19 protein-coding genes, 1 tRNA gene and 1 pseudogene are annotated in these 26,151 nt (G+C 42.2%); 10 read left to right on the forward strand and 11 right to left on the reverse strand.

Features of this window, described 5'->3' with window-relative positions; translation table 11 throughout:
- Nucleotides 1–128: 128 nt before the first annotated feature.
- Nucleotides 129–236, forward strand: a pseudogene (locus MiAbW_RS20790) (type II toxin-antitoxin system VapC family toxin); the annotation flags it as partial.
- Nucleotides 237–246: 10 nt separating this feature from the next.
- Here MiAbW_RS20790 and MiAbW_RS20500 read toward each other — a convergent pair.
- A complete protein-coding gene (locus MiAbW_RS20500; RefSeq protein WP_274596537.1) occupies nt 247–381 on the reverse strand; it encodes a hypothetical protein in 135 nt (44 codons plus the stop codon).
- 38 nt (nt 382–419) lie between these two features.
- Nucleotides 420–493: transfer RNA gene (locus tag MiAbW_RS16780), tRNA-Arg, on the reverse strand.
- Between the two features lie 43 nt (nt 494–536).
- On the opposite strand from MiAbW_RS16780, the gene moaC reads away from it, so the two are divergent.
- Complete coding sequence (gene moaC / locus MiAbW_RS16785; protein ID WP_151697031.1) at nt 537–1,037, forward strand: cyclic pyranopterin monophosphate synthase MoaC; 501 nt, start codon at nt 537–539, stop codon at nt 1,035–1,037.
- A 5-nt stretch (nt 1,038–1,042) separates the two neighbouring features.
- Here the strand turns inward: moaC and bchH are convergent, their stop codons facing one another.
- Together bchH and MiAbW_RS16795 are read right to left on the reverse strand one after the other, a co-directional pair.
- Nucleotides 1,043–4,708, reverse strand: coding sequence for a magnesium chelatase subunit H (gene bchH / locus MiAbW_RS16790; RefSeq protein ID WP_151697032.1), 3,666 nt, complete (start codon nt 4,706–4,708; stop codon nt 1,043–1,045).
- A 344-nt stretch (nt 4,709–5,052) separates the two neighbouring features.
- Nucleotides 5,053–6,783, reverse strand: coding sequence for a diflavin flavoprotein (locus tag MiAbW_RS16795; protein ID WP_151697033.1), 1,731 nt, complete (start codon nt 6,781–6,783; stop codon nt 5,053–5,055).
- Nucleotides 6,784–7,147: 364 nt separating this feature from the next.
- Between MiAbW_RS16795 and MiAbW_RS16800 the strand changes: the two genes are divergently transcribed.
- Nucleotides 7,148–7,438, forward strand: a complete 291-nt coding sequence (locus tag MiAbW_RS16800; RefSeq protein WP_151697034.1) for a hypothetical protein — start codon at nt 7,148–7,150, stop codon at nt 7,436–7,438.
- A 124-nt stretch (nt 7,439–7,562) separates the two neighbouring features.
- On the opposite strand, the gene hypF is transcribed toward MiAbW_RS16800, so the two are convergent.
- The 3 genes from hypF to MiAbW_RS16815 are packed head-to-tail and all read right to left on the reverse strand — an operon-like array spanning nt 7,563 to nt 10,972.
- The gene (hypF, locus tag MiAbW_RS16805) at nt 7,563–9,827 is read right to left on the reverse strand and encodes a carbamoyltransferase HypF (protein ID WP_151697035.1); all 2,265 of its coding nucleotides are present in this window, start codon (nt 9,825–9,827) and stop codon (nt 7,563–7,565) included.
- A 49-nt stretch (nt 9,828–9,876) separates the two neighbouring features.
- Complete coding sequence (locus MiAbW_RS16810; protein ID WP_151697036.1) at nt 9,877–10,551, reverse strand: ATP-dependent Zn protease; 675 nt, start codon at nt 10,549–10,551, stop codon at nt 9,877–9,879.
- A gap of 52 nt (nt 10,552–10,603) precedes the next feature.
- Nucleotides 10,604–10,972: a hypothetical protein gene (locus tag MiAbW_RS16815; protein ID WP_151697037.1), complete on the reverse strand. Its 369-nt coding sequence runs from the start codon at nt 10,970–10,972 to the stop codon at nt 10,604–10,606.
- 227 nt (nt 10,973–11,199) lie between these two features.
- Between MiAbW_RS16815 and hisN the strand changes: the two genes are divergently transcribed.
- Entirely contained in the window at nt 11,200–12,006 is an 807-nt protein-coding gene (gene hisN / locus MiAbW_RS16820) for a histidinol-phosphatase (protein WP_151697038.1), read from the forward strand.
- A 48-nt stretch (nt 12,007–12,054) separates the two neighbouring features.
- Here hisN and rpe read toward each other — a convergent pair whose 3' ends face one another.
- Nucleotides 12,055–12,762, reverse strand: coding sequence for a ribulose-phosphate 3-epimerase (gene rpe / locus MiAbW_RS16825; RefSeq protein ID WP_002736739.1), 708 nt, complete (start codon nt 12,760–12,762; stop codon nt 12,055–12,057).
- A gap of 406 nt (nt 12,763–13,168) precedes the next feature.
- Between rpe and MiAbW_RS16830 the strand changes: the two genes are divergently transcribed.
- Nucleotides 13,169–13,534, forward strand: a complete 366-nt coding sequence (locus tag MiAbW_RS16830) for a DUF1815 family protein (RefSeq protein ID WP_046661499.1) — start codon at nt 13,169–13,171, stop codon at nt 13,532–13,534.
- Between the two features lie 43 nt (nt 13,535–13,577).
- On the opposite strand, the gene MiAbW_RS16835 is transcribed toward MiAbW_RS16830, so the two are convergent.
- Together MiAbW_RS16835 and MiAbW_RS16840 are read right to left on the reverse strand one after the other, a co-directional pair.
- Nucleotides 13,578–14,543 (reverse strand): glycosyltransferase family 2 protein, encoded by a 966-nt coding sequence (locus tag MiAbW_RS16835; RefSeq protein ID WP_151697039.1) that lies wholly within the window; start codon nt 14,541–14,543, stop codon nt 13,578–13,580.
- Nucleotides 14,540–16,198, reverse strand: a complete 1,659-nt coding sequence (locus MiAbW_RS16840) for an ArnT family glycosyltransferase (protein WP_151697040.1) — start codon at nt 16,196–16,198, stop codon at nt 14,540–14,542. Before MiAbW_RS16840 ends, MiAbW_RS16835 begins: the two co-directional genes overlap by 4 nt.
- 240 nt (nt 16,199–16,438) lie before the next feature.
- Here MiAbW_RS16840 and MiAbW_RS16845 point away from each other — a divergent pair, with 240 nt between their 5' ends.
- From MiAbW_RS16845 to gcvP, 3 genes are all read left to right on the forward strand, one after another.
- Nucleotides 16,439–18,043 carry a glycosyltransferase 87 family protein gene (locus MiAbW_RS16845; protein WP_151697041.1) on the forward strand — a complete coding sequence of 535 codons (1,605 nt, stop codon included), beginning with the start codon at nt 16,439–16,441 and terminating at the stop codon, nt 18,041–18,043.
- Between the two features lie 64 nt (nt 18,044–18,107).
- Nucleotides 18,108–18,965: a glycosyltransferase gene (locus MiAbW_RS16850; protein ID WP_151697042.1), complete on the forward strand. Its 858-nt coding sequence runs from the start codon at nt 18,108–18,110 to the stop codon at nt 18,963–18,965.
- 132 nt (nt 18,966–19,097) lie between these two features.
- Entirely contained in the window at nt 19,098–22,085 is a 2,988-nt protein-coding gene (gene gcvP, locus MiAbW_RS16855) for an aminomethyl-transferring glycine dehydrogenase (protein ID WP_172967390.1), read from the forward strand.
- A 296-nt stretch (nt 22,086–22,381) separates the two neighbouring features.
- Here gcvP and MiAbW_RS16860 read toward each other — a convergent pair whose 3' ends face one another.
- The gene (locus MiAbW_RS16860) at nt 22,382–24,004 is read right to left on the reverse strand and encodes an ArnT family glycosyltransferase (protein WP_151697043.1); all 1,623 of its coding nucleotides are present in this window, start codon (nt 24,002–24,004) and stop codon (nt 22,382–22,384) included.
- Between the two features lie 148 nt (nt 24,005–24,152).
- Between MiAbW_RS16860 and MiAbW_RS16865 the strand changes: the two genes are divergently transcribed.
- Together MiAbW_RS16865 and MiAbW_RS19740 are read left to right on the forward strand one after the other, a co-directional pair.
- The gene (locus MiAbW_RS16865) at nt 24,153–24,986 is read left to right on the forward strand and encodes an aminotransferase class IV (protein ID WP_151697044.1); all 834 of its coding nucleotides are present in this window, start codon (nt 24,153–24,155) and stop codon (nt 24,984–24,986) included.
- A gap of 215 nt (nt 24,987–25,201) precedes the next feature.
- Nucleotides 25,202–25,648: a helix-turn-helix domain-containing protein gene (locus tag MiAbW_RS19740; protein ID WP_274596538.1), complete on the forward strand. Its 447-nt coding sequence runs from the start codon at nt 25,202–25,204 to the stop codon at nt 25,646–25,648.
- Nucleotides 25,649–26,151: the final 503 nt, after the last annotated feature.

Consider the following 26,151-nt stretch of genomic DNA (forward strand, 5'->3'; position numbering starts at 1 on the left):
ATGTTGGTTAAGTTCTTGTTGTTGCTCTGGAGTCATTTTTGTCTTTTCCCTACTCTTTTCTCTATCCCATACCCAATTGATGCTTTTGTCAAGTAGTTTATTTGTTCTTCAGCTTTGACTTGCTCCCAACCGATTTTGCGTCAATGCAGATTATGAGACAACTGTAAATCTATGAAATATTAACTTTTGATAAGCATTTTCAGCAAGAAGGATTTAGCGCATTACTCAGAGAATAGTCAGTCAATTTTACTTCACTTTAATTTTTTTCCTCGCTTCATATAACCATTGCCCCTCCTCTGTATTAATTACCCTCCCTTCAACTTGTACTATATTGAGGACTTGAGGTAGATGGGGTAAAAAACCAAAAGAATTAGGAACCATAGGTTCCTAATTCCTGTAGTATATCCCATTGTATCTAACGGGCTTGGAGAGACTCGAACTCCCGACCTTGTGGTCCGTAGCCACACGCTCTAATCCACTAAGCTACAAGCCCTTGTTTTTCCCAACATTAAACTAATATAGCACAGGTTCATTCAATGACGCAAGAGGGTAAAGAAAAATTATCTCATCTCGACGGCCAAGGCGAGGCCCAGATGGTGGATGTATCGGAGAAAATGCCCACTAAACGCACTGCTATCGCCCTAGGACAAGTGAGAATGCTAAAAACGACTTTTGAAGCCATAGAACAGGGAAATGCGCCTAAAGGTGACGTTTTAGGGACGGCCAGATTGGCGGGAATTATGGCTGCCAAACAAACTTCCTGTTTAATTCCCCTTTGCCATCCCTTACCCCTGCAAAAAATCAATGTTCAGATTATCCCGAAAGCAGAGTTACCCGGTTACGAAATTCGGGCAGAAGTGGTGACAAAATCGGAAACAGGTGTAGAAATGGAGGCTTTAACGGCGGTATCTGTGGCAGCCTTGACTTTATACGATATGGCTAAAGCGTTAGAAAAATCAATCCTGATTGAAAATATCCGTCTGCTGAGTAAAACAGGAGGGAAATCAGATTATCACAAGGCTCCCCTGTTGCCATGAAAACCCTAAGTAACCCCTTCTAACTTTTCATCGGTCAATTGATATAATTCCTGTAATTTCTCTAATTTGTCGGGGTCTGCTTGCCAAAAACCGCGACCCTGTGCTTCTAACATTCTACCGACAATATTGCGGAAAGCTTCGGGATTAGCTTGACGCAATTTTTCCGCCATTTCTGCATCAAAAGCGTAGGTATCGGCTGCCTGATCATACACCCAATCGTCACTAAAATTAGTCGTACCGCCCCAACCAATTAAAGCTGTCATTCTTTGGGAGATTTCGTAGGCCCCACCAGAACCTTGATTAACCATGGCGTTGGCCCATTTAGGATTGAGTAATTTACTGCGGTATTCTAAGCGCAAAACCTCCTCTAATTTGCGGGGAGTTGTATCATTAGAAAAACTCTCAACAAAACTCGTCATCACCCGTTTACCGCTTTGTTTTTCTGCGGCTAGTTTTAATCCTCCCGTGTTGCCGTAGTATTCCTGAATATCGGTTAAACCGTATTCTACCGAGTCAATTTCTTGGATAATACTTTCACTGGTTTTTAATAACTGTTGTAGCACTTCTGGTCGCGCTTGTCCCTTATCTTGACGACCATAACTAAAAACATTACGCTTTTCCCAAGTTTTCGCTAATTCGTTTTCATTATCCCAATTTCCCTCCACTACTTGGTCATTAACTAAAGAGCCAAAATCCCCAGCAGGATTGGAAAATAAACGAGCGCTCGGATTGTCAATACCCTGACTTTTTAAGGCTAAATAGTGCTTACGGATATAATTATCATTTTCCGATTCTTCTATCTCGGCTGCCCGCTGCATTAAATCATCCAATAACTCGATAATATTGATAAAAGTATCCCGAAAAATTCCCGATAAATTAGCCAAAATATCAATGCGCGGGTGTCCAATTTCCCCTAGAGGTTTTAATTCATACCTGACAATTCTTCCCGTCCCCTCTTTCACCGGTTCCGCACCGACTAATTCTAAGAGAATACCCAGGGATTCACCCTTAGTTTTAATCACATCTAATCCCCAGAGTAAAACCGCTACAGTTTCAGGATATTTTCCTTTTTCAGTTAGGTTTTGTTCTAGCAGTTTTTTGGCGATTTCTCGTCCACGGGTGTAGGCGGCTGGGGAAGGCATCCGGTAGGGGTCTAAAGCGTGTATATTGCGTCCTGTGGGCAAAACTCCCGCACCATCCCGGAGTAAATCACCCCCCGGTGCCGGGGGTACATATTCCCCATTTAATCCCCGCAAAAGATTAGTTAACTCTTCGCTATTTTGTCCTAATAAATTTTTAATAGCAATGCCTTCTTTAAGCTTTTCATTGGTTGCTTCATCAGCGAGAATTTGCTGAAATTCTCGCTCAGATAAATCGGTAAAATAAGCATCAAGATAACCTTTTAATTCTTCCTGATTGGGAGCAGTTCCTAGTATGTGTAATCCAGAAGAAAATAGTCTTTGTTCGACAATTTGTAGGTAATTATAAACCTTGACAAAATAATCAGTTAGTGCATATCGGCTAAATAATTTGGCATTTTCTAAAGTGAATTCTATTCCCTGTTTTTCTGCTTCCAGAAAAGGACAATCTTTAGAGATACCTGTATCAATAATCTTTTGTAGAATACTATCTCTTAAAGCGTAATTTTTTTCAGGATTTTCTCGAAACTCGGCAATCAAATCTCGTAAAATCATCAATTCTTTATATAATCCCGCTCGTCCGTAGGGAGGCACATTATGGGAAATTAACACCCCATAACCGCGACGTTTAGCTAGGATAGATTCCGATGGATTATTAGCGGCATAAATATATAAATTAGGTAAATCTCCTAATAAAATATCTGACCAAGAATAACCAGTATTTCCCAGGGGTGAACCGGGCAGCCATTCGACAGTTCCGTGCATACCAAAATGAACAAGCGCATCGGTCTTAAAATCTTTTTGTAACCACTGATAAAAGGCTGCATACTGAGGGTGAGGAGTTAAATCTTTTTCAAACATTAACCGCATCGGATCCCCAGCAATTCCTAAAGGTGGTTGCACTCCAATCCAGATATTACCTAACTCAATCCCCCCTAAATGATACTGGTCGCCAATAGTTTTTATCCCAGCATCTTTCAGAGATTTCCAGTGTTTTTCAATGCGAGAAGTTAACAGATAACCTAGCCAATTTTCTAAAGTTTCTATCGATAAACGATTTTGTTTAGAGAGATTTTCATCATCGGCAAATTTAACTTTTTGAATAATTTCTTCCCCGTCTTCGGGAATCGTTCCCAGATTATAACCCTGCGCTTGTAAAGCTTGTAAAAACTTAACTAAACTCCGGGGAACATTTAATAAAGCTGCCGTACCAACTGCCCCATAACCAGGCGGAAATCCATAGATAATGATGGCTATTTTGCGGTCTTGGGGAGGGGTTTTATGTAACTTAATCCAACTATTTAAACGTCCAGTTAAACGCTGTAATCTTTCGGGGATTAAATAGATAGTTTCCCCCACTAATCCCCCCAGAGGAATCGTATCAATTGCCCCATCTAATTCAGGTAAAGCGTATAGAACCACACTCTGTAAACCACCGATTCCCTGTCTTGTCCAAGAATAAATATCTTGAATCAATAAAGGGGCAGCGATAAGATAAGGAATATTTTTAGCCGACAGAATTCGTTTAGCCACTTCTACCTGTCTTCCTGCTTCCATAGAACCCGCGGGACCCCCCACCAAAGGAAATCCAATCGTCGAAACAATTGCATCTACTGTCACCGCATCTTCACTTAAAGAAGGAGTTTCAATGATTCCTTTTTTTCTTTGCTGAATTTCGTAGTCTGTGGTCAACCAATCCCGAACAATTGTATGGCCTTCCACTCCGTTAATAAATACGGGTAGGGGAATTAAATTAGCCGTTTCAAAATGACGGATTAATTGATTAATATAGGGCAGTTTACTGATAACGTGCTTCCGATAAAGCAGCAGAGCAACCACTGGTTTATCAAGGGATTTATTTTTTTTATACCAAGTCAAATATTCTTGGGGAGTAAGAAAATAACCCTGATAATCGGGGTGTAATAGTCCCTTATTGGGAGTTTCGATCACTTCGGGTATTTCCTGTACTTTTAATCCTAGATATTTTTGGGCAATTACCCAACACATAGCTGCAACATTTTCGGTTCCTCCCGCATTCCAATAACCGTAAATAATTAACCAATTACGCAAATCTTGAACTTTTTTAGCGGGAATAAATTTCAGCAGTTTCGGGCCGGTTTTGAGGAAACTGAGATAACCGGCTAACTTATCTTCTTCCTTGCCACTGGAAAATTTACTCAAGATAAATTGAATTGGTTTTGGCATTCCTTTGGGTTTATCACCGATGGCAAATTCTCCCAAACGGGTTAAACTCATTAACTCTAAAGCAGACTCAAAAACTAAGCGAATCGGAATCTCTGCCGCTCGTTGCCGCAGCCAAGTAACTTGATCGTAATCAAAGATCAAACTAGCAAAAAAAACGTCGGCAGTGGCTAAAGCTTGCTCGACTATTTCCGGTTCGCTAGTCAAGGATTTATCGCTGAATACTTTTACTTCTAAATCGGGACATTTAGAACTAGCCAACAGGCCCGATTGCCGATATAAATTACTGTTAAAGGTTTCAAAGCCAACAATTAAAACAATGCTTTTCATAAGAATATATTTTTATACTAAATCTGGTTATTAAAAACTGATTATTTATTCCCCCTTTTGCATGAGTGCCTCTCCTGATATGTAGCCTATACTCAACGGATTTAGTATTACTTGCGATTTTATCACTCAATCCAAGCCTTTGGGGGGTTCTATCCCCCAAACCCCGGAGCGCATTAGTTTTTCGGTGGGATGCTTACACGCAGCCGCTGACGCATCTATAATAATTTAAGAGCCACTGCACTTGCAGGAGTGCCTGTCCTGATATGTAGCCTGATTTAGTATTAGATCAATCAGGGTGGGTTATCCTGCCTGAAAACACCCCCTGAAATGATCATAACGACAAACTAATAATAACTGCCGGATTTGCGATGATGGATAGCGGTTAAACCCTGGTGTAAAACCTTGCCTTTTTCTGCGATCGCATAAAGCAGCCAATGATCACCGCACTCCATTCGTTGTTCCACCCGACATTCCAGATAAGCGAGCGCTTCGGCCAGAATCGGCCCACCGTTCTCAGCTTTAGTGGTTTCGATATTAGCGAAACGATCTTCTCCTGGAGTAAAAGGTTTAAGAAAATGCTTCATTAAAGCTAAATGTTGACCTTCTTGGAGGATATTAAGGACAAAAGGGGTACCGCTATAAAGCAGAGACTCGATCGCTCGTTCTTTCGCCACGGCAATAGTCAATCCGGGGGGGGTAAACGTCGCTTGCGACACCCAAGAGGCTAACATGGCGCCGCGCAATTCCCCCAATTCGCAGGTGACGATACAGAGAGAACCCACCAAACGGCCGAGGGACTGCGATCGCCGATCGCTTTGGGATTGGTTAACATTAGTTTTCGGTTGTCTGCTTTTGCGAGCTTTTTTGACTGCTTGAGCGAAATCGGTTCCCGCTTCCTCACAGGTCTTTAAAATTGCCTCTGTGGGTTTAAATTTAACCCGAATTGGCTCAAAACCGAAGCGATAACCGCCATCCCGGAATTTACCTTCCAAAAGATCGATCGCTTCACCACTCCAACCGTAGGAGCCAAAAACCCCCACCAGCTTGCTTTTATCGCCATTGGACAGGGTAATCCCCAAGGCGGTTTGGATGGGAGTCGGTGCGTGTCCTCCCAAAGTGGGGGAACCAAAGATAAAACCGACACTTTTTTCGATCGCCGTTTTGATCTCGTCCGGTTCAGCGAACTCGGCATTAATCGCCGTGACTGCTACTCCCGCTTTCGTGATTCCCATCGCGATCGCTTGAGCAAGGGTGGCGGTGTTGCCGTAGGCACTGGCATAAATCAGGGCGATTGTCAACTCTTGATACTTTTGTACTGCCAACCATTGTTGATAGGAAAGGGTCAATTCGTGCATCCCGTAACGCACCAGAGGCCCGTGACCAACGGCATAAAATAAGGGCGATTTAGCGGCTAATTTCTCCAAAGCGTTGCTAATTTGGCTGGCATAGGGAGCCATGAGACAATCAAAATAATAACGCCGATCTTCGTTATAAACGCTCCAACCCTCATCAAAAATTTGGTCGCCACAAACGTGCGATCCGAATAATTTATCGGTGTAGAGAATATCGGTTTTGCTGTCGTAGGTACAGAGTTGATCGGGAAATCTGGGGTTAGGAGTGGGGATAAATTCTAATTGATGGTTTGCCCCTAAATTTAATATTTCTTCCCCCTTGACAACCAACAGATTTAATGCTTCGGTTTCAAGAATTTTTTTCAGGGAAATTGCCCCTGGATTAGAACAAACAAAAGTGACTTGAGGAGCGATTTCCAAAAGTGCCTTGAGGGTGACGGCACGATTGGGGTTAACGTGACCGAGAATAATATAATCAATAGTTTTCGGATCGATTCTTTTAGTTAAAGCCTCTAAAAATATAGCCGAGAATGATTCCCCCGGTGGATCAAAAAGAGCGACTTTTTCACATTTAATCAGATAACTATTGGCCGTAGTTCCCTTTTGTAATCCGTATTCTATCTCGAATTTTAACCGGTCCCAAGTGCGGGAACGAAAGACAAAAGTATCGACGGCGATCGGTGCTACTTGTACATCTCTCGGTTTGACAATTGCATTATTCATAATCTTAGTTACCAGTTATCAGTTAAGTAGTCAATTAATTAAGCGGCAACTTGAGGCTGTCATCATTTTTTACTAGGCAAGTTTGGCATCAAAGTCAACACTTGATTTTTGACTAAATACAGCCTTTTATCGCTAGAGACGAGTGGGGAAATTTACAGGTTATCTTACCAGCCGGAAGGACATCAATATCTAAAGTACACTATCTCTGGGAAGAAACCTAGCTTCTGGCAATTTGTTCGCAGGTGAGGATCCCATCTGGGGGGATTTGCCAGTCTATTGAGAAATTCTAAAGGGAAGGTGATCCCCAGAAGGGAAGTGCTAGTCTGAGGGAAACCCTGCTCTCTCCCTATCAGGCAAAGTTTTTATGAGCTATCAGCACTCGTCTTTTGACTGCACTAGCGCCAATTTTGAGAAAGCCGCTTTGAGTCATTTTCGCACTCTTGTGGCTTTTTTACCGGATAATTGCCGTCTTTACCGGCAAACCTGGGAATTTTCCACGGTTCTCTGTCTCGATTTTCTAGCCTGTTTGCAGGGACTAGCGATCACTCGTCAAAATTTCGCCCATCTAGTTAATGTGACACAAGAACTGGGTTTAGGTCAAGCAATTATTTTAAAAGTAGGCAATAAAATCGTTGAGTGGCATCGTTTAAGCTAAAATCTCAATTTTCGACAATCCCAACAGTCTAGAAAAAAATCGGCTCTCTCTGTTCTTTGTGTCTCTGTGGTTTATCTTTAACGCTGCTGACATAACCCAATAAAAAGGTAGATTGTCGGCTATTCTAAAACTGTTTAAGTTGAGAAAAAGCTCCGATAATTTGACCAAGGCTAATACCACCATCATTAGTGGGAACAGTTTGCTGCCAGTAGGGTTGAAATCCCGAAGCTTGTAAGCGATTAATTGTTCTTTCCGTCAGATAACGATTTTGAAAACAGCCTCCCGTCAGGAGAATTTTTTCTCTACCTATTTGGTGTGCAATTTCTACAATAATCTCACTTAAACTATTATGAAATTTAGCGGCAATTATACCGATTTGTACTTGTTTTTCTAAATCTTCAACAACTCCTAAAATTATCTGATTCCAATCAATAACTATGGGGTACTCAGCGGATAAAGAAAAATTATAATATTCTTCCGTTTTAATGCCATCAAGGGAAAATTCTAACTGCATTGCTGCCTGTCCATCAAAACTTAATTGATAACATAAACCTAGAATCGCCGCCACGCCATCAAACAAACGCCCGACACTAGAAGTTAAAGGACAATTAATTTTTTTGGTTAACATTTGCCTAAAAATCGACCATTCCTGTTCACTAAAAGCTGAGTTTATCTTATCAGTATTTTCCATAACTTCTAGTAATCCTAAAGCCACTCGTCTGGGTTCTTTAACTGCTTTTTCTCCTCCCAGTAGTGGCCAGGGTTTAAAATGGGCGACTCGCTGCCAAGAATCGGCAGCAATATGGATAAATTCTCCCCCCCAAATTGTGCCGTCTAAACCGTATCCTGTTCCATCCCAAGCAACCCCTAAAACCGGAGGTTGTAGCTGATGTTCTGCCATGCAGGATAAAACGTGAGCGTAATGGTGTTGAATGGGAATAACGGGCAAATTTAAGCTATAAGCGTACTTTGTCGCTAGATATTCAGGATGAGAATCACAGGCAATAATTTCCGGTACAAACTCGTATAATTTTTTTAAACTATCGAGGATATTTTCAAAATGATTGACGGCATTAACTGTATCTAAATCGCCGATATGTTGACTGATAAAAACTTGATTTTTTTGGTAGATAGCCACGGTATTTTTAAAATAACTTCCCACGGCTAGAATCGGAGGAAAATCTCCCTCATTAACTTTAATGGGAAAGGGAGCATATCCCCGCGCTCGCCGCAAAATCATCGCTTTTCCCGCTATTTCCCTGATAATAGAGTCATCCACTGGTCGAACTATGGGACGATTATGAACTAGAAATAAATCGGCGATAGTTCCTAATTTTTCTAAAGCTTCTTTTTCCTCAATACAGATAGGTTCATCGGCTAGATTACCACTGGTTGCTACAATAGGAAAGCCTAATTCTGCTAATAAAAGATGGTGTAGGGGTGTATAGGGTAACATGACTCCTAGATAGGGATTACCCGGAGAAACGGCAGCAGAAAGATAATTGTTTCTTTGTTTAATCAGGACAATTGCCGCAGCAGGAGACTGCAATAATTGCGATTCTAAAGAAGATACATAACCGTGTTTTTTAACTAACTCAAGATTAGGATACATCACGGCAAAAGGTTTATCTGGTCGCTGTTTACGTTGTCGCAATTTTTGCACTGCTTCCGTATTTCTTGCATCGACAACTAGGTGAAATCCTCCTAATCCTTTGATCGCTATAATTTTTCCCTGTTTAATTGCTCTAGCAGTGGCGATTAAAGCTTGATCTTTTTCCGCTAATACAGAGCCTTGACTATCTAAAAGACTAATTTGGGGTCCGCAACGAGGACAGGCATTCGGTTGGGCATGAAAACGGCGATCCAGAGGGTTTTCGTATTCCCTTTGACATTCGGAACACTGATTAAAACCCCTCATAGTTGTGGCACTGCGATCATAGGGTAAACTCTCGATAATACTGTAGCGAGGACCGCAGTTAGTGCAGTTAGTAAAAGGATAGCGATAACGACGATTATTGGGGTCAAAAATATCGGCTAAACAATCGGGACAAGTGGCTAAATCAGGCAGAACCATTGTATTTTTTTCACCGCCGCTGCTATGACGTATGCTAAAGTTTTGATAACCGATAGGATTTAACCATTGAGTCTCAATATTTTCAATTAGTGATCGAGGGGGTTTTTCTAAAGATAATCGAGTCAAAAAAGTTTCTAGTTTGTCTTGATCGCCCTCGACTTCAATAAACACTCCTGCTGCTGTATTATTCACCCAACCAGTTAGGTTTAATTCCGTTGCTAATCGATAAACAAAAGGACGAAAACCGACCCCTTGTACTGCCCCGCGCACAATTAAAGCTAATCGCTGATCGGATTGAATGCTCTGATTATTCATAAAGATTTAACGGAGAAATTATCAAATCTATACCTGATTACTTTTCCCGTTATACTAAACTTTCGCTAATCACCCGACAGCATTCTTCCACACTGTCCCTTTTTTCCATAGCTATCACTAAAGCTTGATAGGCAGTCTGTTGTTTTTCTAAAAGAGTTTTTGCCTGTAATAAACTCCAGCGCTCTTTTTGAGCATAATTACTCTCAGGAACCCCCGCTAATTTTAAGGCCGATTGCAGATAAAATCGATCGCTTTCTCCCCCCTCCGCTTTACCATAAACTAAGGTTTCGGCAGCAATTCCCGCCATCCACACCGTAGAAATTCTCTCTAAAAAAGCAGGAAAATCGGTAAAGTTCTTGACTTTTTGCTCTAAATCTGCTAGACCAAATTGAACACCGCCGACTCCCTCCTGGCCTTGACGAAAGGCTTCCCAAGCGGTCAAACTATAACTGGCGATCGGAATGCCCAAAATATAAGCGGTGAGAAAATGTCCGGCTTCGTGGTGAATAACTCTTTGACGGTGTTTACTGGGAGAAAGAGCATCCAGTAGTAAAGTCACGCCCCGGTTATTAAAAGTGAGAGTATCAACGGTAACTAATCCCAAGAGGCTAAGAGTAGCTAAAGCGGGGACAAAAGGCGAAATAGACAGCAAAGGAGTGACAAATACGGAAAGAGTGATCGAAAAAACGGTAATCGCGATCAGATTTAAAGCTGTCTGTTCCATAAAAATTAATAAAAATATACAAATGCTTAATACTATGTTACATTGCCTAGTTTTATTTTCCCCGAATCAACCAACCAATTACCCCACCCACAAAAGCAGTCACAATCGATATACCGATCTGTTTCCAGTTTTTTACTTCCCCAATTTTTTCGGCTAAATCGGGAATTTTTCCCACGGATGCCTCGATGAGTTGCACTCTTTCATTTAAACCGGTGATTTTTGCGTCTAAAGTCCTGATTTCTCCCTTAATTTCCGTCTGTCCTATCTCTAAGACCTGAATTTCTCTTTTGATCTCTCCGACGCTATTCTCGATCGCTTTTTGTCCACTCTCCAGAGAGGTTAAACGAGTTTCGATCGCTTTTTGTCCATTGATAATCAGATTTTCTAACCTTTTTAGGTCATTTTCCGTAAAAGCCGTCATCAGCTAAACTCCTAATAGATTAATTTTTTCTCCTCTTGAGATTGAGTCGATCGTTGACTAATTTAATTATGGAGTCAAAATCAAACTGTTACCCACTGATAGTTCTAGGTTCGACGCGGCAATAGGGATTTAGGGTGATAGGGAAATTTCCCCCACTTCCCCAATTCCCCACCTCTCCTTTACCATAAATAAACATTATTGTTTTCCTGTATGGATAACTTTTATTGATGAACATTGATCGCACTATCCAACTAGCTCATCAATTAGCGGACGCGTCTGGAGAGATTATCCGGCGCTATTTTCGGCGGCCCCATCTAGAAACCGAGACCAAACTCGATCAAGTTTCCTCAATAGTAACAATCGCCGATCGAGAAGCTGAGGAGGCGATGGTGGCGATTATTCAGCGAGAACTACCCGAAGATGGGGTTATTAGGGAAGAAGGAGCCAATATTCCCTCCCAAAGTGGTCGTTATTGGGTGTTGGATCCGATCGATGGCACATCCTCTTTTGTCAAGGGATTACCGATTTTTGGGACTTTAATCGGCCTAGTGGCAGAAAATCAACCGATTTTAGGAATTGTCGATCAACCGATTTTAGGCGATCGCTGGTTAGGAGTGAAGGGAAAAGCGAGTCTTTATAATAACCAGATGATTGTTAATCCCTACCGTCAGGATCGGGAACTTGTCTTAAAAAATGCCTGTTTAGCCTCCACCACTCCCTTAATGTTTATCACAGAACGACAACAAGCGATCGCTCGTCAGCTGCAAAGTGTCTGTAAACGTAGCGCTTTTGGGGGTGATTGTTATAACTATATGATGTTAGCCACTGGCTGCACTGCCATGCCGATGGTAATCCTAGAATCAGACCTGAAATACTACGATTTTTGCGCTTTAATCCCGATTATTGAAGGTGCGGGCGGAATAATTAGCGATTGGTCTGGTAATCCCCTACAAGCTGATTCTAGCGAAGTTTTAGCCGTCTCTAATTCGGGTTTATGGCGGCAGGTTTTAGAACAAATCAGCAGAGTGGGTTAGTGCGAATGCCAAGATAATTAATCAACAGCTAACCCACCCCTGCGGCAATTAAACCGTGGCTAATTGAGGTTGGGGACGTTTGCTGTTACGGATACCTTCGATCGCCGCTGCGTAATCAGGGGCATTAAATACCGCCGAACCTGCTACGATCGCATTAGCACCCGCTTCGAGAACTTGCCAAGTATTAGCCGGTTTTAAGCCGCCATCCACTTCAATCCAGGGATCTAAGCCTTTTTCATCGCAGATTTGACGTAATTGACGGATTTTGGGGACAACTTCCGGGATAAAACTCTGGCCACCAAAACCGGGGTTAACGCTCATAATTAGGACTAAATCGCACAAATGCAGCACATATTCGATTAAATCTAAGGGAGTGGAGGGATTTAACACCACACCCGCTTGTTTACCGAGTTCGCGGATTTGGCAAAGAGTACGATGGAGGTGGGGAGAAGCATTATGTTCAGCGTGAACAGAAATAATGTCAGCACCAGCTTTCGCAAAGTCAGCCACATATTTTTCCGGTTCCACGATCATTAAATGCACATCTAAAGGTTTTTTCGTATAGGGACGAATAGCGGAGACAATCAGGGGTCCGATGGTGATATTCGGGACAAAACGACCATCCATCACATCAACGTGAATCCAATCGGCTCCTGCCTTATCCACAGCCTCGATATCGGCTCCTAATTTACTAAAATCCGCCGATAGGATCGAGGGAGAGACAACGATCGACTTCGAGCTTCCGTTTTGGGTCATGGCTAACTATAGAATTTTGTGTTTATATTTTCGTAACAATATTATCAGCAATCAGTGATCAGGAGTCAGGAGATTATTTTTATTTATTCTCCCGACACCCCACACCCTACACCCCACCTACCTAGATTTGCGAACTTTTTTGTCGAAACCGGATCATAAACTTTAAAAATAGGCATGATGGGAATAGTTGAGAGCGAGGGGGTGGAAAGATGGATAAACTGGTAGCTTTGTAGTTATATATACTTGGCGATCTCAGGAATTCACGCTACCCTAGGTTTCGGGTTCTTTACATTTTGTTACTTAACATCCGTAAAAAAACTTGGTTCACATACCTTATTTTCTCAAGAAAGAATCTTAAAAAAGTATTAAGGTTTTATAATTGAGGAGTGTTGTCAGGAGGAACATTGTGTTTAAACGACTTGCAGAACAGCATCGCCAACTGGTCAAAGACTTAGTCATGGATTTACAGGCCTTAGCGATTGCGCTAGAAAATCAAGGTTATCTAGCATCTTGCTACACCTGTGGCGGTCAAATGAACAGCGCATCCTTTATGGTCGGATTGGGGGAAACCCATCTAATTCGGTTTCTCGTGTCCGATTACGGCATCACCTGGACAGAAATGCGCGATGATCGAGAGTTAATGAAACTCGAAGGTGCGGAAGCCATCAGCCAACTAGAGGAATTAGCCAATCTGATTAAATATCAAATTTCGCCGGCGGAATTTATTGGCAAAAAACCCTCCTCCGTGCTGCAACAGTTACAGACGATTTAACCGCAGATGTTACCTAGACTTGTATGTTTAGTGAACTTTTTCCCTAACCTTTCAGCCAACTGTTAGCTAGATAGGCCATTCGTTTTATCTCTTTTCGTCCCCGAGAGACGGAATCGAGGATCATGCCACAGGTCAAACTTAAAAAGGCTAAAAGCATGATCGAGGCCGATAAAATAGCGGTGGGGAAACGTGGTACTAAGCCGGTTTCGAGGTATTCAAACAGGACGGGAATCGCTAAGAGGAGGGAAATAACCGCCAAAATCAGCGAGACAAGGCTAAAAAAGAGAAAAGGACGAATTTCTTTAAATAGTAGGATAGCGGTTCCCAATACCCGCCAGCCATCTTGAAAGGTTTTTAACTTGCTTTGGGAACCTTCGGGACGTTCTCCGTAGAGGGTTGGTTCTTCAGCGAAGGGAATTTTTAATTCTAAAGCGTGGATAGTTAACTCGGTTTCAATCTCGAAACCATTGGATAAAGCGGGAAAAGATTTGACGAAACGACGAGAAAAGATGCGATAACCGGAGAGCATATCGATTAAACGCGCTCCAAACAGAAATTTCACCAATCCCGTTAAAAATAGATTACCGGCCCGATGACCCGGACGATAAGCCTGGGATGATTTTACCGCTTCCCGACGCGCCCCGACGACCATATCCAATTGTTCCCGCAGCATTCGTTCAATTAAGCGTTGTACTGCCGCAATTTCGTAGGTATCATCCCCATCGATGAGAATATAGATATCGGCTTCGATATCGGCAAACATCCGCCGGACAACATTGCCTTTCCCCGGTTGGATTTCCTGACGCACGATCGCCCCCGCTTTCAGGGCCTCGGTCACGGTATCATCGGTAGAGCGGTTGTTATAGACATAAATTGCCGCTTCTGGTAAAAAAGTTTGAAATTGCGAGACCACTTTAGCGATCGTTAGTTCTTCGTTGTAACAGGGAATAATCGCAGCGATACGGTAGTTTTGCAAGGAAATCGGCGGAATAGCGGTCATTTCGATCATGGCTGACGACAATGTTTAATGATGGTTAGGGGGGTGTCTTGGCGTTGGACAGCGTGAACAGTGGGACAATGGGGGAAAGCTTGGAAATAATCGTATCGGGATAAACCCATGTAATAATCGGGGTCGGGGGCCTTTCCCCAAGCAAAGTCATCTCGATAGATCATTGTCAAGTTTTTTTGGTAGTCTTGTACCATTTCCGCCGCAAACATCGGACCGGCAACGACTATGGTAGAGTTAGCGGCGGCATTTTGATTAAGCCATTCCATCCCCTCTTTGAGACTTAATCCCCAGTAATCGGTTTCCTGTTGACCTTGGGTAGCTTTTAAGCCTCCGTAGGCGCGATTATAGTAGGTGTACTCGTAGGGATGCAGGCTAATCATGTCATAGACAATGACGCTAAAGTTGAGAATTAGCAGGGTCGTTAGAAAGATTTTTATTGACTTTCGCTTGAGTTTATGGTATGTCCAAATAATGGCCGTGGATGCGATCGCTGCTAGGGCGGGAATGACAAATAAAAAGTGACGGATGCCGTCGTAGAGAGTGGATTGACGCAGGATAGCAACGCTAGGCAGTAAAAACGCTTGCAGTAGGGTGATTATAGCGCAAGCACGCTGGTTTGGCGTTAATTTGGTGATTTTTGTCAAAATCACCATTACACCGACCAAGACGGCGATTTGCAGCAGGACGGGGGTGGTGAGGGAAAATAGCCGGGGTAGATAGTACCAAGGTAGGGAACGACCGGGGATATTTTGACCGTCAAAAAGAACCTTATTATCCCAGATGTTAAACTTGGACATGAGAGTTATCGCTTCGATAAACCAAGTAATCGGGTTTCTCCAAGCGGCAGGATGGACAATATAGGTGGTTATTGCCCAAAAAAGTATAATAACTGCGTATAGGGGCAGAAAACGCCAGACAGTTTTGGGGAGGGTTTTGATATCCCATCGGGCCACCAGATGGGCGAAGATGAGATAAAAGAGGATAAAAAAGCCACCGATGCGAATTCCGGTGATTAAACCAGCGAGAACCCCGTAGAGGCAAGAATAAACGGTTAAACGGTTAAATCCTAGTTTAATAGCCTGATTTTCGGACTGAAAATATTTATCTAGTAATAGGGAACCAGCGAAGGTACCGAGGGTGAACATGGCTGCAAAGGGTATATCTTTGGGATTAAAGAAGCTATGACCCCAAAAAGCGGGAAATAGGGCTAAAATTAGCGCACCTAACCAAGCAGATTCGATTCCTGCTAGGATAGCGACGATTCCCACCACGGATAGATAGGTAATCAGGGAAAAAAGAAAGGTGACGACGTGCTTAACCCGGGTTATTTGCCAGATCCTCGATAGCCATTTATCCTTATCGGTGGGATTGGGGGGAAGATTAGCAGTAGCAGGAAAATAATTTTCTTTGGTTTCGTAGATTAGTTGGGAGATGTAGTTAAAATAAAAGCCGTAATGACGCGACATTTCTGATATGGGCTTGTTTTCTCGGATATATTCGAGATTATGATTGACCATATCCACTTCGATCGGTTCGTCCCAAGTGATACCATAGTTTCCGACTACCGATAAACCAATTATCGCCAGAACTAGGATGACCGATAGAATTTTTAGATAAGCTTGCTTGACCGAGATTAACCCTTTTTCGGACTTCATGGGCGATCGAGTCAGTATGGTTGGCAATTCTATCACCTTAGTATATCAAAATTTTGTCAACTTGCGCAAAGACGTTTTTGGGAGTTAAAAGTTTCCGTTTGTATTTGTTAGCCAAACATGGTATATCAAGTAAAAAGCTATCAACTCAAAGGCCGACTCGTCCCAGAGCTAGTAATTAGTCTAATGGCACAAGAACGGGTTATTTTTCTCGTCAAATTCACCAGAACTATTGATTAAATTATGGCATTATTAAAACGGTTCTCCCTCACTCATCCCCTCCTCTGGGCAGTAGTTTATTTTATCGCACTAGGAATTATCTCGGTTATTTTAGGTCAAGATGTCAGCTGGGATTTACGCAATTATCATTTTTATAATCCCTATATGTTGTTAACGGGACGTTTTAAGTATGATGTCCTCCCAGCACAGATACAAACTTTCTTTAATCCTTTGATGGATGTTCCTTTTTTCGTTGCTATCTATTACTTAAAACTACCTCCTGTGGTCGTCGGTTTTTTCTTGGGAGGTTTCCATGGATTAAATCAGTGGTTGGTTCATTTAATCACTTATCACTCCTTCGATAAAGTTTCCGAAAGATACAAGATAACTTTAAGCATAGCGGCAGCAATTACCAGTATTTTTGGGGCAGCATTTCTATCAGAGTTGGGAACCAGTATCGGTGATAGTACCAGCAGTGTTTTTGTTTTGGCAGGATTATTTTTAATAATCGCTTGTCTTGGTCATAATCAACCAGTTAAGCTTAAAACTATAATTTTCGCAGGATTGCTTTTAGGACTAGCAACGGGACTAAAATTGACCACAGCATTGTATAGTATCAGTTTAATCGTGGCGATTAGTTTTTTAACCACTACCATCCAGGAAAAGCTGCGTAATCTTCTGTCCTTAATTTTCTCTATGGCTGTGGGATTTTCCCTGACGATGGGTTATTGGATAATCCTAATGTGGACTAATTTTGCTAATCCTCTTTTTCCCTTCTTCAACAAAATTTTTCAATCTCCTTATATCGAAACAGATTTTAACCTACAAGATGCACGCTTTTTACCGAAAGATGTTTGGCAATTTTTATTTTATCCCTTTTATTTTGTGCAGGAACAAACCCTAGTGGCTGAGGTAAAATTTAAAGAGACTCGTTTTGCTGTTGCCTATCTTTTAATTGTTATTCTTCTGGGAGTGATTATTTATCAGTACACCTCTCGCCGTTCTCTGGATAAAAAAAATAATTTAGTCCATTTACCTATTCTCGGATTTTTATTACCTTTTTATTGTAGTGCCTATCTGATCTGGTTAAAGGGTTTTTCTATATATCGTTACTTGATGGTTTTAGAGTTAATCACACCAGTTTTAATTATTTTGATTATTGCCTATCTTTATCCTCATAAAAGGACAGTTTTGATAATCTTGTTCGCTATTTTTTCCTTAATTGCCGCTACAGTCAAACCCTTAGACTGGTGGAGAATGGGATGGTCATATAATTATTTTGGTATCGATAGTCAAGCATTAAAACCCTACGAAAATTCCACGATTGTTATGTGGGGAGATGAAGGAACATCTTTTATCGTTCCTTATTTTCCTGCCTCGACTCGTTTTGTGCGATTGCGAGGAAATATGGGAGTCAGTGAGGGAACTTTAATGCGAAAAAATGCCGAGACATTTATTGCTAATACTCCCCCAGAATCTCTCTACATTCTCCAGACGGACTTTAATAAAAAATCCCTTGATATAGTAGAAGATTTGGCTAAAGAAAATCTCGTTATTGATTTCCAAAATTGTCAACCTTTTCCCACCAAAATTGAAAACTTTAATCTCTGTCGTCTTCAGAAAAAGTAATCCTCCCAGAAAAGCCATTCTCTAACCATTGTTAATTGCCAGTGACTCCTACCTTTCATCTGTAATGATTTATCTATTGACCGTTAACTACAATTGCGCGGAATTAATTAAGCGTTTAATCGCTTCCCTCAACGATCACTTATCTGCTACTCTCATCATTGTTAACAATTCCACTGAAGATAAAAATATCCAATCTTTAGCAGCGCAAAGAGTCAAAATTATTGAAGCGGGGGAAAATTTAGGATTTGGGAAAGGATGTAATCTGGGACTTGATTGGATTTATCAACAAGACAGAGAAGCTATCGTTTGGTTAGTTAATCCCGACGCTTACTTATTACCAGACTCTCTGGAGAAAGCAGTCAAATTTTTTGGGCAATATCCCGAAGTTTCGATCGCCGGTACAGAAATTTACGAACCGGATGGTAAAATCTGGTTTGGTTGGGGAAAATTCAATGCCAAAATCGGCACAATTAACGTAGTAGAGAAATCCTTAGACTATCGGGATAAACCCTATCTTATTCCCGACTGGGTGACGGGATGCAGTTTATTAATTAATTTCTCTAATTTTTCCACTTGTCCCCATTTCGATCCCGATTACTTTCTCTACTACGAAGACTTTGATTTTTCCCGAAGATACGCAAATCAAGGCTATTTAGTCGTTGTTACCAATCAGATTAAAATCATTCATGAACCATCTTCTATCACCCGTCGCTATGGTTATCTAAGACTAACTCATAATATCTATAGCTATCTTCTCAGTCTCGAAAAACATACGACTTTAACTATCCTTGTTTATCGCTTGCTGCGGATGAGTTTTATGTCTTTACTGATCCTTCCCATTAAACCAAAATTCTCCCTAGCCAAGTTACAAGGAATTCAACTCTATTGTCAAAGAATTATCACTAAACCGCGTCTAGGTTGAAACCCGTAGTTTTCTTGTGTTTTGCCTCTTGCCTCATTTCAACAAGCAATTTAAAGGCGCGGGCAGCTTATCTAGCTGATGGCTTCAAATATTACAAAAATTTTACAAGTTGCGTTAAAATCACCCCTAGCGATGAAACGCAGCACTTTTGTAACTGTTGAAACCGAGATTAATATGCTAAATAGGTCAATTACGGCCGAGAAAACCGAGGAATTCGCTCCTGCTGACCTGCAAGACCTGCTAGACTGTACCGATAGCTTTGTTAACCGTCATATTGGGCCGACGGAGACAGAAATCGAGAAAATGCTGGCGGTTTTGGGTGTTGCTACCGTGGAGGAATTAATCGCTAAAACTGTCCCGTCAGGAATTCGTTTACAAAAAAGCCTTAATTTACCACCTGCCTTGAGTGAATACGCCGCTCTTGCCCAATTAAAAGCTATTGCCTCCAAAAATCAGGTATTTCGCTCCTTTATTGGCATGGGCTATCATGACTGTATCACCCCGCCGGTAATTCTCCGCAACATCTTAGAAAATCCGGGTTGGTACACCGCCTATACTCCCTATCAAGCGGAAATCGCCCAAGGACGCTTAGAAGCTCTCCTAAACTTCCAAACTCTCATCACTAGCTTAACCGGTCTCGAAATTGCTAACGCTTCCCTCCTCGATGAAGGAACAGCAGCCGCGGAAGCGATGACTATGAGTTACGGACTGTGTAAAACTAAAGCCAATGCTTTCTTTATCTCCAGTAGTTGCCATCCTCAAACAATTGAAGTTGTTAAAACCAGAGCGATTCCTTTAGGTATTGACATTATTATCGAGGATCACCGTCTCTTTGACTTCCAAACGCCGATTTTTGGCGCACTATTACAGTATCCAGCCACCGATGGCGTAATTTATGACTATCGGGAATTTATCGCCAAAGCGCAGGAAAATGGGGCTTTAGTAACCGTTGCCGCCGATATTCTCAGTTTAGCCCTGTTGACTCCCCCCGGCGAATTGGGGGCCGATATTGCCGTGGGTAGCAGTCAACGCTTTGGGGTTCCTTTGGGTTATGGGGGTCCCCATGCCGCCTATTTTGCCACCAAAGATGCCTATAAACGCAGTATTCCGGGGCGCATTGTCGGGGTATCGAAGGATAGTCAGGGTAAACCCGCACTGCGTTTAGCTTTGCAAACCAGGGAACAACATATCCGCCGGGATAAAGCCACCAGTAATATTTGTACCGCACAGGTGTTACTAGCGGTGATTGCTTCCATGTACGCGGTCTATCATGGACCAGAAGGAATCAAGAAAATCGCCCAAAGAGTGCAGAAATTAACCGCTTTATTGGCAACTGGCTTAAAACAGTTGGGTTATGAGGTGGGTAAAGAACCGCGCTTCGATACGCTCAAAGTGACGCTATCCACGGCAGTTAAGGACATCCTTGCGAAGGCAAAAACCCATAAGATTAATCTGCGTTATTTTGATGACAATAATCTAGGAATTAGTCTCGATGAAACCACCACTCTCAGGGATGTGTGGGATTTATGGCAAATTTTCGCCCTAACCGAGGAATTACCCTTTACCACGGCGGAATTAGTCGAGAAAATTAGTCTAGAATTACCCGCTAATCTAACCCGTACCAGTGCCTATCTTACCGAGCCAGTGTTCAATCGTTACCACTCGGAAACGGAATTACTCAGATATCTGCACCGTCTGGAAACAAAGGATCTAGCCTTAAATACTTCCATGATTCCCCTCGGTTCCTGTACGATGAAACTCAATGCCGTAGCGGAGATGATTCCAGTAACTTGGGCAGAATTCGGCAAATTACACCCTTTTGCCCCGATTGACCAAGCAGAAGGCTATCAACTGCTCTTTCAACAGTTAGAGACTTGGTTAGGGGAAATTACCGGGTTTGATGGCATTTCTCTACAACCGAACGCCGGTTCTCAGGGAGAGTATGCCGGTTTACAGGTGATCCGAGCCTACCATGAAAGTCGCGGTCAAGGTCATCGTCAAATTTGCTTAATTCCTGAGTCCGCTCACGGGACTAATCCTGCCAGCGCTGTTATGTGTGGTATGAAAGTAGTGGCGGTTAATTGCGATTCTCGGGGCAATATTGATATTGATGACCTGAAAACTAAGGCTGAAAAGCATCAGGATAATCTAGCGGCTTTGATGGTGACTTATCCTTCCACTCACGGCGTTTTTGAACAGGGAATTAGCGAAATTTGTGCCTTGATTCATCAATACGGTGGTCAAGTGTATATGGATGGCGCGAATATGAATGCTCAGGTGGGTTTATGTCGTCCGGCGGATTTTGGCGCCGATGTCTGTCACTTGAATCTTCATAAAACTTTCTGTATTCCCCACGGTGGTGGCGGACCCGGTATGGGACCAATCGGGGTAAAATCCCATTTAGTGCCTTTTCTGCCAGATGTTTCCCTAGTTTTGGCGCAATTATCCCCAGAAACCGCTAACGGTAAGCATCAGGACTCGATTGGGGCAATTTCGGCCGCGCCTTGGGGTAGTGCCAGCATTTTGGTGATTTCTTGGATGTATATCGCTATGATGGGGGCAGCTGGCTTGAAAAAAGCGACAGAAGTGGCAATTTTGAACGCTAATTATATGGCTTTTCGTCTGGAGTCAGCCTATCCGGTGTTATTTAAGGGTAGCGCGGGAACGGTTGCCCACGAGTGCGTGATCGATTTACGTCCCCTGAAAAAACAAGCTGGCATCGAGGTGGAAGATGTGGCAAAACGCTTGATGGATTTCGGTTTCCACGCGCCGACGGTTTCTTGGCCCGTGGCGGGTACAATGATGGTGGAACCCACGGAAAGCGAATCTTTGGGCGAATTAGACCGTTTTTGTGAAGCTTTGTTAACTATCTATCAAGAAGTACAAGCGATCGCTAATGGGAGCATGGATCCCCACGATAATCCCTTGAAAAATGCCCCTCACACAGCCGCAGTTTTAACTGCCGATGATTGGAGTCGTCCCTATTCCCGTCAACAGGCAGCCTACCCCCTTTCTTGGCTACAAGATTATAAATTCTGGCCAGTAGTGGGACGGGTTGATAATGCCTACGGGGACAGAAATCTGGTTTGTTCCTGTGAGGGTATGGACGCTTATAAGTAATCACAATTGCTTGATAATATTAGTGGGGTAGTTGCAAATTACCCCGCTTTTTTCTGCTTTTTCGGAACTTGGCCTCTAAAATTAACTAGGAGCTGCTGAAAAACTTTTTCGTGGGGTTAGCAGTAGGGAGTCACTGATAATTGCTGATTGTCAGTATTTGTGCCAATGTGATATAGCGGTAAGCGCTTGAGTGAGATACAAACCAAGCTTTGCCTAGCATGGTTTATAGCTCGTGACACTGTACCTCATACGACTGCACACCGCTATATGCACCCAATTAACAATTAACCTCACTACTACTTCGTCACCAAAAACCAACCGGAATCCGTGGAGCCGATCGCCTTTAACCCTTCTAAATCAGTAGCTTCTTTGGTTTGACGATCGATAATTAGGTAGGGTTGCTTGTGACTTTGCCAATGATTGATTAATTCTTCAGCAGTAAGGGGAAAAACCCGACGACCACTATAAAAATTTAACGAAGGGCGCTCGTAGGCAAAAGCAATATAAACAGGGTGATCGACCGGCACATATTTCTGCACTAAACTCGCCACCGGTTTGACGGGGAAATTCTCATTTAATTCCCAGATCCACAGGGGAGAATTGACAAAAATAAACAAAGAAACAAACATTCCCCAAAGCAAAACCACGCTGAATTGTTCCGATCGCCGGGCTAACAAAATCGCCGTTGTCACCATGGTCAGGGAAAGTGACAATAAGGTTAAAAGAATTAAGGGATGGACAGGTTTGATCGGGGCAAAATTACCAGGGAAATAGGCCATTAAAGCTAATAAACCCGCCACAAAGCCGATCATACCCAAAATAATTGACCAGATTGGATTATAGGGGCGATCGATGGGAAGATTCCCCACCTGCGCCAAGGCATAACCGGCCGCTAAAGCCAAGGCCGGATAGATCGGTAGAATATACCAAGGCAACTTGGTCGCCATTACCGAAACCACCAACAGATAAACACCCGTCCAAACTAACAGTAACTTCGCCCAACTGTAGAGATGTTCCTGACGTGCTAAACGTAAACCCCAAACCGAGAAAATTAACCAAGGCCAACTATATTTAAGAATTTCCAGCAGATAATACCAAAACGGACCACGATGATTGTCCAGATCGTCACTAACTCGCTTTAACTGTTGAACAAAAAGGGAATCGAGAAACTCCCGCTCGTAGTGCCAAAATTGGGCGCTATACCAAGCAAAAGCGGGAGTTGCTCCCAATAACCAACCCGACCAAAAATAGGCAGACGTTAATAACCGGGGAGTATCCCAGAGCAGAAAAATCAAGCCGATACCCGCCAATAATAGCCCCATAATCCCCTTCGTCAGACAAAGGAGGGCAAATCCTAACCCCGCCCCCAGAGCCCAGCGTAAATCGCGCCGTGAGCGCAGTAAACAAACAAACATCAGGATTTCAAAACATAATACCGCTCCATCCAACATGGCTAAACGGCCATGACGCACCACCGGCAAAAAAGTTAAATAGATCAAGGCCGATAGTAAAGCTGGCAAACGAGCCGGAAAAATTTCTCGACCGAGAACATAGAGGAGCGGCACCGATAAAGCTGTTAAAAAAGCGGGAATTAGTCTAGTATTGGCCTCATTGATGCCCCCGAAATGGTAGGTTAGACCGATCAGACTATGAATCAACGGCGGTTTATTTAGGTAGGGATCACCCCAAAAACTGGGAAATAACCAGCGCAATTGTTCCAGTGGGGTTTGGCTAATTTCCTTGGCCACCTGAGCGATGGTGGCTTCATCCCAATCCCGCAAGGGTAAATTACCTAATCCCACTAGATAGATAATTAAGGCCGCTATTAATAATCCCAGTAAACACAGAAATTCTTTAAAATTTTCTCTCTGACGCAATTTATAACTAGAATATCCCCAAGTAAATTTTTGACGGTTCATAAGCTGTTTTATATTTTAAATTTCAGGGGCTAGGGATGGGGAAGTCGGAAGTCGGAAGTGAGGAGTGGGGAGCGGGAAGTGGGGAGAACAAATAAAAATAATCTCCTGTCTCCTGTCTCCTGACGGCTAAAATAACTGATAACTGATTATGTATTGGTATAATGGCGAATTAATCGAGGATGAGCGAATCAGTCTGGGTATTGATGACGTGGGGTTGCTTTATGGAGCCACAATATTTACTACCCTGCGTATCTATCAACAAAGCTTAGATCATCCCCTAACCCATTGGCAAGACCATCTCCAACGTCTACACTCTAGTTTACAAGTTTTCCACTGGTCTGATCCCGATTGGCAGCGAATTCGCCAAGGATCAGAAGAATTATCACGATTCTATCCTGTCCTGAGAATCACAATTTTTCCTGATGGTAGGGAGTGGATTAAAGGCAGATTTTTACCCGAAGATTTAAACCTTAGACAAGAGCAGGGAATTATTGGGTGGGTAATAGATAATCCCGCTTGGCAACGCGTTTTAGGAGAACATAAAACTGGTAATTATTTAACCACTTGGTTAGCGTCACAAACTGCTCAAAAAAAAGGAGCACAAGAAGCGATATTAGTCGATCAATTGGGGAATTGGTTAGAAACTAGCACGGGTAATTTATGGGGATGGAAAGATAATTGCTGGTACAGTCCCCTGCTTACTGCTAATATTTTACCTGGTATCGGGCGCTCGGCTTTTATCGGCTGGTTAAAAAAACAAAATATTCCCCTAGAAGAAAATCTCTGGACTCCTGAATTCGTCAGGACTTTACAAGCGATCGCTTATAGTAATTCCCTGGTAGAAATTATCCCTTTTAATTCTATTCTTGGCTCTAATCTAGAGATAAATAAAGCTATTTATCAGCAAGTTTTACCAGATTTACAGCAATATTTTTCCAGAAATGTTGAATCTCGTAACAAAACTTTACGTTCAAGAACATGACAACCCCAGAACGCCATTTTTCAGATTGAATAGACAATTTTCCTAAACCAGTGTACATATAGTGCGCCTAAATGATATGTAAACTAGAATGCCGACAACAATCCCGAAATATTTTAGAATAAAAGGAGGACAAATATAAGTATTTGAAGAATCAAATGGAAGCAGAACTTCAAATTCTCGAAGAGTTCATCAAAACTAATCCCGACTCCCGGTAACTGAAAAGAGCCTTAGCGGTTAAGCGGGCTTTGTCGGGATACGCTTATAGAGCAATTCAAGAAATTATTGGAGTGACACCCGGATTCATTGCTAAATGGAAAAAGGAATTTATTTCAGCAGGAATTGAGGGGATTATCTTGAAGTATAAAGGTTTGAGACCCTATCTAAATGGCGAGGAAAAACAAGAATTAATTCAATGGATTATCAACCATAGTCACTGGGATATTTGGGAGCTAGAAACTTATGTACTAGAAACTTATGAGGTTGTGTTTAAATCGAGACAGAGCTACTACCAATTGCTAAAAGAAGCGAGAATTAGCTGGCAAAAAGCGGAACAAGTAAACCCGAAAAAAGAGCCAGAAGAGGTCAAAAAAAAGAATGAAGAAATCAGTCAATTATTAGAGAGCAAAAAAGAGGAGATTCAGTCGGGAAAGCTGGCAGTGTAATTGCTTGATGAATGTCATCTGGTCTGGAAAGATGTTCTAGGTCATCTCTGTAACTTTATTAAAAAAAGATTAAAAGAAGGTCAAAATCCCTCAGAGTTACCCGAAAGAACTTTGGTAAAAATTGAGAATGAAAAAGAGAGACAAACTTATTATGGAGCTTTAAATTTAGTGGGAAAAGAAGGCTCTTCCGAACTTGTCGTGTAAAATCAAAGAAAAAACAGACAACTATAGCTGACCAATAAAAACAATAATTTATCTTTAAAAGCTCACTATGCTTGCAATACAGCAATTTATTGGTTAAAATATAGACAGCCAAGATCAGAAATTTTAGACACAAGCTATACTTATGCCATCAAATCCACAATTAAAGTTAATGGGGAGCAAGTCAAAGCTGAAGAACAAATAAACTACTTGACAAAAGCATCAATTGGGTATGGGATAGAGAAAAGAGTAGGGAAAAGACAAAAATGACTCCAGAGCAACAACAAGAACTTAACCAACAT

Source organism: Microcystis aeruginosa NIES-4325 (assembly GCF_008974145.1).
Lineage (GTDB): Bacteria > Cyanobacteriota > Cyanobacteriia > Cyanobacteriales > Microcystaceae > Microcystis > Microcystis aeruginosa_G.